Source organism: Paenibacillus sepulcri, from assembly GCF_042647105.1.
Lineage (GTDB): Bacteria > Bacillota > Bacilli > Paenibacillales > Paenibacillaceae > Paenibacillus_Z > Paenibacillus_Z sepulcri.
Map to the genome: position 1 here is coordinate 276,951 of NZ_JBHRUP010000002.1, position 12,787 is coordinate 289,737.

The following is a 12,787-nucleotide window of genomic DNA, read 5'->3' on the forward strand; positions in this document are numbered from 1 at the left end:
CAACGCTCAGAACTTTAAAGCAGCGATTCCCAGATATTCCTTTAATGCGACGCCGGTATTGGAGAGACCTCCCGATGATGGCGTCAGCTTATTCGCATAGATGGCCGCCTCCTTCCCGGTCCAGTAATCAACAGGATAAGCGATGACGTCAATGGAGGATTTTTTGAAATTCAAGACAGATCGTTCCATATGAAAAGCGGAGGTAACGAGAATCGGATTCTCAAAATGCTGCTCATCCAGGATCAGTTTGACATTTGCGGCATTTTGTTCGGTATTTAACGAAAGATTGTCGATGAAGATTTGGTTGGCGGGTATGTTTAGCCCGATGAGCTGGCGTTTGGCGATATCCGCTTCATTGCCGCTGTCCTTGAATACCTGGCCACCGGAGAAAATGATAGGAAGCCCGGTTTCGTTATGCAGTCTTGCCGCGGCCAGCAATCGGTTGGCAGCCGAACCGGACAAGTTCCCCTGGCCGTCGATATCCGGCGTGTCCCTTGTCGCTCCTCCGCCGAGTACGACAATAACGTCGCCTTGCAGCCGGTCGGGAGGCGAATAACGACTCTCCAGCGAACGGATTAAGGCGTCACCAACAAGGCCGGTCGAGAGCAGATACAATATAAGTGTAGTGGAAAGCAGCGCGATTGCGGACTTTCGGTCCCGCTTCCAAATCCGGAAGCAGAGAAGCAGCAGGACCACAATAAATAAACCGGGCGGAAGGACAAAACTGTACAGAAATTTAATCATATAGAGCAAAGCGGCAGCCACCTTCGAAATAAATCTGAATATCCGTCCACTTATTGTAACACGGCCGCAATCTCTCAAGCCATTCAGCAGCCAAAAGACTTCTCCATACCATGACCTGGATCGGCCATCCCATTCCGAACCTGTCCGTCAAAAGAGAAAGCGTGAATGTCCTTTTTTGGTATAGTCATAAAAGCCCTCCAGCCGAAGCAATTCCTCTTTCACCTGCAAGCCTCCCCTGAATCCCGTGAGCGCGGCATTTTTGCCGATGACACGATGGCATGGAATGACGATGGGTATGGGATTGGCACCGTTCGCGGCTCCCACCGCACGTACTGCTTTAGGACTGCTGACAGTCTCGGCAATATCTGAATAGCTCCGGATTTGGCCGTAAGGGATTTGGGTTAACGCCTGCCAGACGGAGACCTGGAATGGAGTACCGCGCAGGTCAAAGGGGAGCGTAAATTGTTGCCGGCTCCCTTCGAGATATTCCTGCAGCTGACGGACGTACCCGGATACCTGCCCGGAGTCTTCGACCAGCACAGCATCCGGTATTTTTTTATCCACCCATGCTCTTAGTGTATCGAATGACTCGTTCGGCAGGGTGATCAGGCATAAGCCCTGGCTCGTCGCCGCCAGATAGAGCGGACGGTCTAGAAAAATAGGATGCACAAGAGTTCCCCAGTATACTTCTGTTGCTGTTCTGCCCATGATTATAGTATCCTCCTGTGAGTTATAAGCAATCATCAAGCCTATGATAATACAGCCGTAATAAGATAGCAAAAATTGAAAGTGATGCAGGGACCGAACCCCCGCCGGCCGAGAAGTTTAATGAAAATTTTAAGTTTAACCCCATTTCTTTTTTAATAGTTTTCTTTATCCTGAAGTGGATGATGGATTAGGAGGAAACGGATGATGAAGAAATGGATTTTTGGGCTTATTATACTTTTGCTGCTGGACTTTGGATTTGCCCAGCACAAACTGAAGGTTATTGACAAGAAGTCAACGGAAGAGGACCATCAAGCTCCGGAGGTGACTCCTGTCAAGAACGTGCTTACCATTCAAGTTACAAAGGATCAGATTCACAAAGGCAATTTGCTGCTTGTCAATAAGGACCATCCTGTCCCGTCCGGGGATGAAGCAGCCGAAGCGGTCAATCTGTCACAGCATGAGGAGCTGTTGAACGGATTCGGATTGCTGGATAACACCATTAAGCTGTCGCCAAGCCTGGCGCAAAAATTTACAACCATGGTGGAGTTCGCCGAAAATGATGGGGTTAACCATTTTTTAATCAGCAGCGGTTATCGGGACGAAAAAAGACAAGAAGAGCTCTATCAACAAATGGGTGCCGACTATGCCCTTCCGGCAGGCTACAGCGAGCATAACCTGGGTTTATCGCTTGATATCGGATCTACGCAGGCGGAGATGAATTCGGCCCCTGAAGGATTGTGGTTGAAAGCAAACGCATGGAAATACGGTTTTGTCCTGCGTTATCCGCAGGATAAAACGGCAATCACGGGCATTCTGTACGAGCCCTGGCATTTTCGCTATGTTGGATTGCCGCACAGCGCCATCATGAAGGAAAAGAATTTTGTCCTGGAAGAATATTTGGACTACTTGAAAGAACAGAAGACTATCACGACGACGATCGATCATCAAAGCTATCAAATTTCTTATTATCCTGTCTCCGGCAGCACAACCATTCCTATTCCGGCGAATGAGCGCTATGAGATTTCAGGCGACAATATAGATGGTGTCATTGTGACCTTGTATTCCTGACGGGGTCAAAATTCCGGGAGAAGGGGAGGATGGGAAATGAAACAAAAGAGAACGTTGAACGATGTTTTCACACTGGGACTGCTTGCCATGTATATGTATGCATTACTCAAAATCATCTTGTTCAAGTTTCGCGCGATTGACATGACATTTCTCTGGCAGCAGCTCAAGATGAGTCTGAAAAATCCTGATCTGATCAGCGGGAGATTGCATGAAGGCAATCTGATTCCATTTCATGAAATATCCCGGACGATTTATGTGTTATCCGATCACGATCTGATCAACCTGGTCGGGAATATCGTCATATTCATGCCGTTCGGTGTTTTTCTTGGCATACTATCAAACAAAAAGCTATCGCATATGGGCGCGTTCCTGCTTGCTCTAGGCTTAAGCCTTTGCCTGGAAAGCGCTCAGGTCCTATTCGCTATTGGAAGCTTTGACGTCGATGATCTCATCCTCAATTCCAGCGGAGGCTTGCTTGGCTGCATGGCCTGCAAATTATGCGTGAAGCTTGTAACAGCTGCGTCCAGTGTCATCCGGCCTGGAGATAGACCCATTTAGCTCGCGCAGGAGTTCAAGGCTCTAACATTGTATCCTTTAAGGGGACTTTTGCTTTTTTCAAGCAGAAGTCCCTTGAGGCGTTTTCACAAAAGGGCTCTATTCATAGAGGAAGCAAGCCGGGTCAGGAATAAATCTGATACAATAATAGCCATACTAATGTTTACAGAGGTGGAAAAAATGAAGTCGATCACAATACTGATAGCTGATGATGAGCCGGAGATCGCCGATCTGATTGAGCTGCATTTGGAAAAAGAGGGTTACCGCTGCATTAAAGTATTTGACGGACAGGAAGCGATTACCGCGATTCAATCGCATTCCATTGATTTGGCTATTTTAGATATCATGATGCCTAAGCTGGATGGTTATGAAGTAACGAGACAAATTCGCGAGCAGCACAATCTGCCTATTATTTTTTTAAGCGCCAAAGCGAGCGATCTTGATAAGATTGCGGGGCTGGTAAGAGGAGCAGATGATTATGTGACCAAGCCGTTCAATCCGATGGAACTGGTTGCCCGTGTGAATGCCCAGATCCGGCGGTTCACGCAGTTCAATCACGCAGCACAATCGAATAAAGTTGTTTTGGAGCTGGGCGGGCTGACCATCCATCCCGAGGAACGCACTGTATCCCTCTATGGCAAGCCTGTCGAACTGACCCCCAAAGAGTTTGATATTTTGTATCTGCTGGCCAGCTACCCCAAGAAGGTGTACAGCTCGGAAAATATCTTTGAACAGGTGTGGGGCGAAACCTACTATGAGGGCAGCAATACAGTCATGGTACATATTCGTACCCTGCGCAAAAAGCTTGGCGAGGACACGCATAAAAACAAACTGATCAAAACCGTTTGGGGGGTGGGATATACATTCAATGGCTAACATGATCCGAAGCTTCCGGTTTAAAATGATCCAGTTGTTCGGGTTAAGCATGATCCTTGCCGCTGCGATTACTTATGCGCTCTATAAAGCGCTCCAGCTCTATTATTATACGACCAAACTCGAGAATCCCTTGACTAAAGTCCGGTACTTTATGAGAGAGATGGGAGATATAAACTTTTTTCTGATTGTATTTATTCCGCTCTCCATATATTTTTTCTTTCTACTCACCAAACGCTATGCGGCCTATTTTCACGAAATATCAAGCGGAATTAATCTGCTTGCAAGCGGAGACTTCAACAATCGCATCCATATTCCGTCGAAAGATGAATTCGGGGATATAGCCCGGGACATCAATCTGGCAAGCGAAAAATTGCAGCAAGCCCTGGAGAGAGGCGATTTTGCAGAAAACAGCAAGGAGCAGCTGGTCTTGAATTTGGCTCATGATTTGCGTACGCCGCTGACATCCGTTCTAGGTTATCTGGATTTCATTCTTCAGGATGATCAATTGACTTCCGAGCAAATGAAACACTACACAAGCATTGCTTTTAACAAGTCCCAGCGTTTGGAGAAACTGATCGACGAATTATTTGAAATCACCCGAATGAATTACGGCAAGCTGGTCATTGATAAAAAGCCAATCGATCTGAGCGAGCTTATCATTCAATTAAATGAGGAATTATACCCTGTTTTTGAGAAAAACAACCTCGCCACCCGACTGAATGTGACTCCGCATTTGACTGTTTCGGGGGATGGGGATCTGCTCGCGCGCGTATTCGAAAATCTTCTGACCAATGCCATTCGTTATGGAAAGGATGGCCAATTTATCGATATTCATTGCAATCTTGAGGCAGAGGATGTAGTGGTACAAGTGGCTAATTATGGTGATTCCATTCCTCCGGAAGAGCTGCCTCATATCTTCGATATGTTTTTTACCGGCGATGAAGCGCGGACTCACCATGAAGGAAGCACAGGCCTTGGCTTGTTCATTGCAAAGAATATCGTCACGCAGCATCAAGGCATCATTTCGGCTCAAAGCAGCTTAATCCGCACCTGTTTTGAAGTCCGTTTGCCGCAGCACAAAACAACTAAAATCACCGATTAGTTACCATGCCAACCATTTTATGAAAATTTAAACTTTACCCCACTTCTTTCTTTAACAGTCTGCCCTATTCTTAAACGTATGAAGGGCAGGAGACAAGAAAATGAAGAAGTGGGGTTTTTGGCATGATTTCAATATGAACAAAATAGCAAGATGGCTTCGCAGGGATGCGATGTCGGCATGGCTGTTTCTCGCACCGAGCGGTGTCGGCTTTGCGCTGTTCTATCTGATTCCGTTCGCCATGGGCGTGTTCTATTCTTTCATGGACAGTACGGTAGACGGCCATTATGCGGGTTTGGACAATTACCGTGAGCTGCTGGCAAGCGATTCCTTCCGGAAGGCGGCATCCAATACGTTTTATTTCAGCCTGGTCAGTGTTCCGCTTATTCTTGCGCTGTCGCTGGGGCTCGCGATGCTGCTCAACCAAAATATCTATCTGCGAAAATGGCTGCGGACAGCCTATGTGCTGCCGCTTGTCGTTCCGGTCGCCTCGATCATTCTGGTCTGGCAGATGCTGCTGGATTGGAACGGCTCCCTGAACGCCTGGCTGAGCTATTTTGGAATGGAGCGTGTGGATTGGATGAAGACCGATGCGGCCCGAAATGTCGTCATAGCCGTTTATTTATGGAAGAACATCGGCTATAACGTGATTTTATTCCTGGCGGGACTGCAGCAGATTCCGAAGGATTATTACGAAACCGCCCAAATTGAAGGGGCAGGCCGTATAAGGCAGTTTGGCAGTATCACGCTTGTCTATCTGACATCCACGATGTTCTTTGTCGTTATCATGTCAATCATGAACTCGTTCAAAGTATTCCGGGAAACGTATTTGATCGCCGGGGATTACCCGCAGGACAGTATATACATGCTTCAGCACTATATGAACAACATGTTCATGTCACTGGACATTCAGAAGCTGACTGCGGCGGCGACTTTGATGGTCGGCTGCATCCTGCTGATCGTTATGGTCCTGTTTGCAATCGAGCGCCGGTACCGGCAGTTCATGGAATAGAAGGGAGGAAATTCCGATTGCCAGCTGCAAAAGTATTGCAGAAAGGTGCGTTAACGCTCGTCATGAGTTCCATAGCGCTCCTGTTATTGTTTCCCATTGTAATTACGTTCACCAATTCGCTCATGACGGGACAGGAAATTGACATCGATTACGGATCAATCGGGCAGATGAATGAGACGGCTGCCGGAAAAGCTATTCCCTTTGTAAATTTGAAATTGCTGCCGGATCAAGTGTCTCTGGAGCAGTACGGCAAGGTGCTCATAAGCAGCCCCAGATATCTGGCTATGTTCTGGAATTCGGTGTGGCTGGTGGTGCCGATCATTGCAGGGCAGACCCTTATAGCGGCCCTTGCCGCGTATGCGCTCTCCAAGCTGAAATTTCGCGGCCGCGATACGCTGTTTCTGATCTATCTGTTGACGATGCTCATGCCGTTCCAGGTGACACTTGTGCCGAATTACATTATGGCTGACAAGCTGGGATTGCTGGGCAGCTCAAACGCCATAATCCTGCCCGGCATTTTCGCCGCCTTCGGCGTGTTTATGCTTCGCCAGTTCATGCTGCATATTCCGTATGCCTACATCGAAGCGGCCAAGATGGACGGTGCCGGCCATTTGCGGATATTCCGGACGGTCATCGTCCCCATGGTCAAACCGGGTCTTGCCGCGCTTGTAGTCCTCTTGTTCGTCGATTATTGGAATATGGTGGAGCAGCCGCTTATATTTCTGGACGATCCGTTCAAGCAGCCGCTTTCCGTCTATTTATCCAGACTCAGTGGCGAGCCGGGAATTGCTTTTGCCGCATCCATGCTCTATATGGCTCCGATGGTGCTGTTGTTTCTGTATGCGGAAACCTATTTCATTGAGGGCATTCAATTGTCCGGCATCAAAGGATAGTTTTGCCTCACACGAAACGGATGTGAATGTTTACGATGCGCGTTTTGCCTCACGCAAAACTTTCAGGAAGGAGACGGGAAATGGAGCTGGAGAAAGAAGCGGCTGATCGCAGACGCAAACGGATGATTCAAGTCATATCCATTGCTCTTTTGGGTCTGCTGATGTTTTTTACATTTTTCAGCAATACGCTGCAATCGCTGACTCTGCCGAAAGTGAGAACGGAGAAGCCGGTCAGCGGAAGTATTTTATTTACGCTCGACGGCAGCGGTATTCTGCGGCCGCTCGCTGAAGCCGGGCTCATGAATCCCGCAGGCTGGAAGGTCCAGGAGATTCTCGTCAAACCAGGCGATCATGTGAAGAAAGGCCAGCAGCTGATTACCTATGACAGCAAATCTGCCGAACGGGAATTGGAAGATGAAATAACCAATTTAAACAAGCAGAAAATCGGGCTGCAAAATGTTCAGGATCAGTTTATCTTAACAGCCAAGGAAGGGGAACCGCTGAAGATTCGAAGTGCCGGACGCGAGATCGAAACGCTTAAGCTGGATTTGGCCGCACAGGAGCGCAAAATTAACGCACTTAGAGAGAATCTGGAAAGCCAACAGGAACTCACCGCTCCATTCGATGGAATTATAACGCAAGTGAATGCCATAGAAGGATTAACATCAACGGCAGGACCGGATATTCTTGTCTCGAACAACAGCCTGGGCTACCAATTGGATGTTTCTGTGGATTCATCGTTATTGACCAGTCTTGGAATTGCGGCCGGAGAGAAGATAGAGGTCGAGGTGCATTCCGTACAGGAGCAGCAGAGCCGCATGATCGGCGGCGTTATTGAGGAAATAAAGAATGCAGAGCCGCTGGCCGCGGACTCGTCCGGTGCCGAAGGGGACAAGAGCTTAACAATCCCCCGGAAGCTTCTTCATGTGAGGATCGTTGACGCCAAGCTGAAAGGGGGTGAACAGGCGCAGATCAAAATCGGGAAGCCCTCCCGCCAACAAGGACTTATCGTTTCCAATGAAGCTGTTCACCGGGAAGGCGACGGCAGTTTTGTTTATAAGATTGAAGAGCAGCGGGGCGCACTGGGCAATGTATTCGTTGCCCGCAAGGTCCAGATTCAGTCCAGTGAAACGAATGGCAAGGAAACGATGATTCAGTCGGATAATCTCTATGAGGATGACCGCATTATTCTGGAAAGCAGCGAGCCCCTGCAGGACGGAAACCATGTCCGTCTGCAGTAGTCAAGCATGAAGCAGCATATTACAGGAGGTATTCATACGATGAGAAAGTGGATGTGCATCATACTTATTCTAATGACGATAACAACGTCCGCGTGCAGTTCCGGAGACAGCGGGGAAACAGCGGGCAATGAGAAGACGGCGACTAAAGAAGATAAAACCGTCGTCACGTTGTCTATCCAGCAAGCGAGTCCCTTTTATGAGACGTTAGAGAAAAAGTTTGAGGAGAAGTACCCGGACATCGATTTGCAAATTAAGGCTTATCTGCAGGCAGGCGAGCAAGTGGACTCGGCCAATTATGAAAAATACCAAAAAACGATGAATACAGAGCTGCTTTCGGGAAAAGGCGCGGATATTTACGAAATAAGCAGGCTGCCTTTCGAGGAATACGTGAGCAAACAGCTCTTTCTGAACATGGATGATCTCATGGAACAAGACAAGACGCTTGACAAGAGCGATTTGGAGATGAATATCTTGAATGCAATCAAGATGAATGGCGGTACATATGCCATCCCTTCGGGTTTTTCCCTCCGGGCGTTCGTAGGCGACGGGAGCGTTCTGGAGAACGCGAATATCGACGACAAGAACTGGACCTGGGATGAATTTACAGAGATTGCGAAGCAGATTATTCAAAAGGAGCAGGAGAACGGCAACGCGAACCGCTATGCCATCGCTGATTATCCGCCGGATGTCCTCCTTCAGGAAATGGTTGTGGATCATTACCCGGAATTCGTTGACAGCGCGGCGAAGAAGGCCATGTTCGATTCTCCTGTGTTCCTGGACACGATGCAGCAAATAAAAAAAATGTACGATGATAAAGTCATGACTGCGGGATCGGCGGAAGTCGGCAAGCAAATATTCTTCTCGACTGTCGTGCAGTCGCCCGCAGATTTGATCAATGGTCCGCATGCCTTATTCTCAAGTCCGAAGCTGCTGCAAAAGCCGCATGCCCAAGGTCAATCAGGCGGAATGAGAATTATCCCCATGTCCCAGTTCGCGATACAAGCCAAATCTCAGGTCCAGGAGGAGGCCTGGAAGCTCATCGCCTTCCTGCTATCCGCAGAAGGGCAATCCCTGCAGGACCGGGAAGGATTTTCACTTCTTAAATCGGTTAACGAGAAGACATTAAACGATATTCAGCAGCAAGTCAAAAGCGGAACATACAAGCTGGCAGACGGGAAAGCAGTCCAGGTATCGGACGAAGAATTTACCCGGTTCAAGCAGCTCATAGATACAGCGGATAACTTCGCGGTACTTGACGGTAAAGTGGTTTCCATTGTCTCCGAGGAGGGCCTGACCTTCTTCGGCGGGCAGAAGTCCGCGGAGGAAGTGGCGAAGCTGATCCAGAACCGGATAACAACCTATCTGAACGAATAGCAATTATTGAAGCAAGAAGCAGCCACCCCGTGCGCTGCTTTTTTCTTGTCAGCATGATGACGGACAATTCATAGAAGCCGTTTCATATTGCAAAGTTTTATGAAAATTTAATTTTAAACCCCATTTCGATTTAAACAGTTTTCCTTATCCTAAAGTGGAAGAAGGGATAGGAGGATGCCGTAATGAAGGACAGGACAGTGGACGAGACTTTCAATACCTTATATGAAACGTACTATAAACAAGTATATTATTCAGCCTTTTCGGTAATAAGAGACCACTTTTTGGCACAGGATGTGGTTCAGGAAACCTTCGTGAAGGTTTTCCGCCGTTTCAATACCTTCAAAGATAAAGCAAAGAAGGATGCCTGGCTCAAGGTTATTTCCAGAAATACAGCGATCGACTTATACCGAAAGAGACTTAGAAGGCAGGAAATTTTCAACGAACATATTGAATTATTAGCCGGGGCTGCCGAAGACGAGATGGAGCGCTCCATCGAGATGAAGATTGACCGCCAATTGCTTTGCTCCTTGCAGCCGAAGCATCAGAATGCGCTACTGCTTATCTATGAATATGGAATGACCTATGAACAGCTTGCTTCGTATCAGAACACTTCCGTTAGCGCAGTGAAGTCGCAGCTGCATCGTGCAAAGAAAAAGCTGCAGTCCATGGCAAGGGAAACGGAATAGCGCTCTATGCAATTCCACATCCTAACAATAGGTGAATAAAGGATAAGGAGAACGAACCCATGAATTCCAAGCCGGATTTCAGCGGACTGGACTGGTTGAAATTTCTGGCCGCTATATTGGTTGTTGCCAATCATACCGGCCCGCTGCAAACCTACAGTCCCTATGCCGATTTTCTGCTAAGCGGTGTCCTTACACGTATAGCCGTTCCCGTGTTTTTCATAACCTCAGGATTCTTTTTCTTCCGCAAGCTGACCGGCGACCCCGCAGCGGATAAAAAAAGCTGTTTCGCTATTCGAAAAAAATTGGAATACTATATGCGATTGCCATATTGTTGTATATTCCGTTAAACATATATACTGGTTATTTCACCGTTCATTTCACTGCGTATTCCTTCATCAGGGATAATTATATTTGACGGCATCTTTTATCATTTGTGGTATTTGCCGGCTTTGCTTGTCGGGTTATACATGACCTTTTTCATGTATAAGAGAATGTCGATGAATGCGCTGCTTGCAGCGGCTGGCTTGTTGTATGTCCTCGGGCTGCTTGGTGGGGGCTATTATGGACTTATTGCGGACAATAATGGAATTTCGCAGGTCTACGATGGAATCTTCACTTTGTTTGACAACACGCGCAACGGGCTGTTTTACGCACCTGTTTATCTTGTATTGGGTGCTTGGGCAGCCAGGAGGCCACAGCCGGCGGGGAGCGCAATGAAGAATGCCGGCTTGTTTCTGGCATCGCTCGGATTCATGCTCGCCGAGGGAATCCTCCTGAGTTCAGCGGGAATTCCCAGGCAGGACGGTATGTATATTTTTGCTCTGCCGGCCGCTTATTTTTTATTTCAATGGGCGCGGGAATGGAAGGGGAGATCAGGCAAAGCCTTCCGGGAGTGGCGGGTGTGGGTTTATATATTGCATCCTTACGCGATCGTGTTTGTACATGCAGCGATACAAGCCGATAACCTTGAGGATTTGTTCATTGCGAACAGCCTGTTTCATTTTCTTGCGGTATGTCTGTTGTCAATCGCCATGGCCGCGGCTGCAGGACGGATATCCCTGATTAAAATTTCAATTCCAAGCCTGGGAAAACAGAAAACCAATACAACCCATTGACATAAAAAATCTAACAATGTTATATTTCTGAATGAGATTAAAATTTAAAAGGAGGCTGAATCCATTTGAGTCGCCGTGAGCGGCATAAGCAGGAGCTTCGGCAGCGAATTATTTTTGCGACGAGGGAGATCGCTTCCGAAGAGGGATGGCAGGGCATAACGATACGCAAGGTAGCAGAGCGGATCGAATACAGTCCGCCGACTATTTACGAGTATTTCGAGAACAAGGATGCGCTGCTTTTTCAGCTGCTGAAGGATGGATTTCACTTGCTCTATCTCGATCTGGCGAAGGCTAAAGAGGAGAACAAGGAAACACCGCAGCAAACACTGTACGCCATTGCCAAAGCATACTGGGCTTTTGCTTTCCGGGAACGCGAATTATACGAAATTATGCATGGCCTTGGAGGCGTTTCGTTTGGGACCCGGGAAACTCCCGAGGAACCTGTTCGGGTATTCTTTCTGCTGCGCGATGCCATTACTGACTGTCTGAACATCGAGACGAATGATCTCGACGGTGAAGTCGATTTATTTTGGAGCAATTTGCATGGCATGATTTCGCTGACGATCCAGGGCCGCATGAAAGGCGGGAAGGAACGCGCCGAGGTGCTGGTCGATCGAATGGTGGAGTTATATATCAAGGCATGGGGGTAGCTCCCCTTTTCTTTTCGCAAAAAATAACACAGTTAGATAATTGAACGATGATAATATCGCGGGAAGCCATGCTTCAGCAGGCAGCCGGTTTTGCCGGAAAACTCGGGTATGACCGGCGTACCGGGCAGCCCCTTTCGTTAAGGATTGACAGGACACACCATCATATTAGGAGGCATTCCCATGTATACTTATCTGTTGTTCATCCATATTATCTCGGCCGTGACAGCTATCTGCGCCGTTATCGGCTATCCATTAATCATGAGCAGCGTCCGCACGGCAGGGCAGGCCAGGTTCGGATTGGCGCTGCTGGAGAAGATGGCAATCCTCCCGAAAGCCGGCGGGACACTGCTGCTTCTGACCGGTCTGGCACTCGGCTTCCTGCAAACCTATCTGTTTCACCAGATGTGGTATGTGGTCTCGATAGCCATCTTCTTCGTCATTCTGGTTATTCTGGCCATCCTGCTTCCATCCGGCATCAAAGAGCAGCTTGCGCTGCTGCAGCAGACGCAAGGAGAGGCGCTGCCGGACGAGTACCGGCGGAGCCGCAGGCGCTCCGCCTGGTTGGAAGGAATTGCGAATCTGGCCGTTTTCATCTCGATTCTGCTGATGGTGTTCAAACCCTTTTAAACCTACGAAGAGCGGCTTGCTTTGAACGGCGACTGCCAACGAGAAAGCGTGAATTGATCCCGCCAATCATTATGCAGCAGGCATTTCTTCCCGTTTGTGCTATCATTAAACGATAAAACATCAATCTCCCGCCTCGCCG

Annotated in this window: 15 protein-coding genes; 13 read left to right on the forward strand and 2 right to left on the reverse strand. The window is 48.1% G+C overall.

The window, feature by feature from the left end; genetic code table 11:
- Positions 1-6: 6 nt before the first annotated feature.
- Positions 7-753, reverse strand: a complete 747-nt coding sequence (locus ACFOLF_RS36295; RefSeq protein WP_210040133.1) for a YdcF family protein — start codon at positions 751-753, stop codon at positions 7-9.
- A gap of 138 nt (positions 754-891) precedes the next feature.
- Positions 892-1,452, reverse strand: a complete 561-nt coding sequence (locus tag ACFOLF_RS36300) for a methylated-DNA--[protein]-cysteine S-methyltransferase (protein WP_210040132.1) — start codon at positions 1,450-1,452, stop codon at positions 892-894.
- A gap of 204 nt (positions 1,453-1,656) precedes the next feature.
- Here ACFOLF_RS36300 and ACFOLF_RS36305 point away from each other — a divergent pair, with 204 nt between their 5' ends.
- The 13 genes from ACFOLF_RS36305 to ACFOLF_RS36365 all read left to right on the forward strand — a co-directional run bounded on the left by ACFOLF_RS36305 (position 1,657) and on the right by ACFOLF_RS36365 (position 12,648).
- On the forward strand, positions 1,657-2,520 hold the full coding sequence (locus tag ACFOLF_RS36305; protein ID WP_210040318.1) for a M15 family metallopeptidase: 864 nt from the start codon (positions 1,657-1,659) through the stop codon (positions 2,518-2,520).
- Positions 2,521-2,556: 36 nt separating this feature from the next.
- Positions 2,557-3,078 (forward strand): VanZ family protein, encoded by a 522-nt coding sequence (locus ACFOLF_RS36310; protein WP_210040131.1) that lies wholly within the window; start codon positions 2,557-2,559, stop codon positions 3,076-3,078.
- Positions 3,079-3,255: 177 nt separating this feature from the next.
- The gene (locus ACFOLF_RS36315; RefSeq protein ID WP_210040130.1) at positions 3,256-3,951 is read left to right on the forward strand and encodes a response regulator transcription factor; all 696 of its coding nucleotides are present in this window, start codon (positions 3,256-3,258) and stop codon (positions 3,949-3,951) included.
- On the forward strand, positions 3,944-5,053 hold the full coding sequence (locus ACFOLF_RS36320; protein ID WP_210040129.1) for a sensor histidine kinase: 1,110 nt from the start codon (positions 3,944-3,946) through the stop codon (positions 5,051-5,053). The genes ACFOLF_RS36315 and ACFOLF_RS36320 overlap by 8 nt, the downstream gene beginning before the upstream one ends.
- Positions 5,054-5,186: 133 nt before the next feature.
- Entirely contained in the window at positions 5,187-6,062 is an 876-nt protein-coding gene (locus ACFOLF_RS36325) for a carbohydrate ABC transporter permease (RefSeq protein ID WP_379113265.1), read from the forward strand.
- 62 nt (positions 6,063-6,124) lie between these two features.
- A complete protein-coding gene (locus ACFOLF_RS36330; protein WP_210040317.1) occupies positions 6,125-6,955 on the forward strand; it encodes a carbohydrate ABC transporter permease in 831 nt (276 codons plus the stop codon).
- A gap of 80 nt (positions 6,956-7,035) precedes the next feature.
- The gene (locus tag ACFOLF_RS36335) at positions 7,036-8,196 is read left to right on the forward strand and encodes an efflux RND transporter periplasmic adaptor subunit (protein WP_210040127.1); all 1,161 of its coding nucleotides are present in this window, start codon (positions 7,036-7,038) and stop codon (positions 8,194-8,196) included.
- Positions 8,197-8,235: 39 nt separating this feature from the next.
- Complete coding sequence (locus ACFOLF_RS36340; RefSeq protein WP_210040126.1) at positions 8,236-9,570, forward strand: ABC transporter substrate-binding protein; 1,335 nt, start codon at positions 8,236-8,238, stop codon at positions 9,568-9,570.
- 182 nt (positions 9,571-9,752) lie between these two features.
- Entirely contained in the window at positions 9,753-10,256 is a 504-nt protein-coding gene (locus ACFOLF_RS36345; protein WP_210040125.1) for an RNA polymerase sigma factor, read from the forward strand.
- A 59-nt stretch (positions 10,257-10,315) separates the two neighbouring features.
- Positions 10,316-10,603 carry an acyltransferase family protein gene (locus ACFOLF_RS36350; protein WP_210040124.1) on the forward strand — a complete coding sequence of 96 codons (288 nt, stop codon included), beginning with the start codon at positions 10,316-10,318 and terminating at the stop codon, positions 10,601-10,603.
- Between the two features lie 60 nt (positions 10,604-10,663).
- Positions 10,664-11,371 carry an acyltransferase family protein gene (locus ACFOLF_RS36355; protein ID WP_379219779.1) on the forward strand — a complete coding sequence of 236 codons (708 nt, stop codon included), beginning with the start codon at positions 10,664-10,666 and terminating at the stop codon, positions 11,369-11,371.
- Between the two features lie 65 nt (positions 11,372-11,436).
- A complete protein-coding gene (locus tag ACFOLF_RS36360; RefSeq protein WP_210040122.1) occupies positions 11,437-12,021 on the forward strand; it encodes a TetR/AcrR family transcriptional regulator in 585 nt (194 codons plus the stop codon).
- 180 nt (positions 12,022-12,201) lie between these two features.
- Positions 12,202-12,648: a DUF2269 family protein gene (locus ACFOLF_RS36365; RefSeq protein WP_210040121.1), complete on the forward strand. Its 447-nt coding sequence runs from the start codon at positions 12,202-12,204 to the stop codon at positions 12,646-12,648.
- Positions 12,649-12,787: the final 139 nt, after the last annotated feature.

What these genes read in the sequence shown, in the direction of transcription:
- ACFOLF_RS36300 (WP_210040132.1), bottom strand. Translation starts at nt 1,452, where the DNA reads ATGGGCAGAACAGCAACAGAAGTATACTGGGGAACTCTTGTGCATCCT.
- ACFOLF_RS36305 (WP_210040318.1), top strand. Translation starts at nt 1,657, where the DNA reads ATGAAGAAATGGATTTTTGGGCTTATTATACTTTTGCTGCTGGACTTT.
- ACFOLF_RS36310 (WP_210040131.1), top strand. Translation starts at nt 2,557, where the DNA reads ATGAAACAAAAGAGAACGTTGAACGATGTTTTCACACTGGGACTGCTT.
- ACFOLF_RS36315 (WP_210040130.1), top strand. Translation starts at nt 3,256, where the DNA reads ATGAAGTCGATCACAATACTGATAGCTGATGATGAGCCGGAGATCGCC.
- ACFOLF_RS36320 (WP_210040129.1), top strand. Translation starts at nt 3,944, where the DNA reads ATGGCTAACATGATCCGAAGCTTCCGGTTTAAAATGATCCAGTTGTTC.
- ACFOLF_RS36325 (WP_379113265.1), top strand. Translation starts at nt 5,187, where the DNA reads ATGAACAAAATAGCAAGATGGCTTCGCAGGGATGCGATGTCGGCATGG.
- ACFOLF_RS36330 (WP_210040317.1), top strand. Translation starts at nt 6,125, where the DNA reads ATGAGTTCCATAGCGCTCCTGTTATTGTTTCCCATTGTAATTACGTTC.
- ACFOLF_RS36335 (WP_210040127.1), top strand. Translation starts at nt 7,036, where the DNA reads ATGGAGCTGGAGAAAGAAGCGGCTGATCGCAGACGCAAACGGATGATT.
- ACFOLF_RS36340 (WP_210040126.1), top strand. Translation starts at nt 8,236, where the DNA reads ATGAGAAAGTGGATGTGCATCATACTTATTCTAATGACGATAACAACG.
- ACFOLF_RS36345 (WP_210040125.1), top strand. Translation starts at nt 9,753, where the DNA reads ATGAAGGACAGGACAGTGGACGAGACTTTCAATACCTTATATGAAACG.
- ACFOLF_RS36350 (WP_210040124.1), top strand. Translation starts at nt 10,316, where the DNA reads ATGAATTCCAAGCCGGATTTCAGCGGACTGGACTGGTTGAAATTTCTG.
- ACFOLF_RS36365 (WP_210040121.1), top strand. Translation starts at nt 12,202, where the DNA reads ATGTATACTTATCTGTTGTTCATCCATATTATCTCGGCCGTGACAGCT.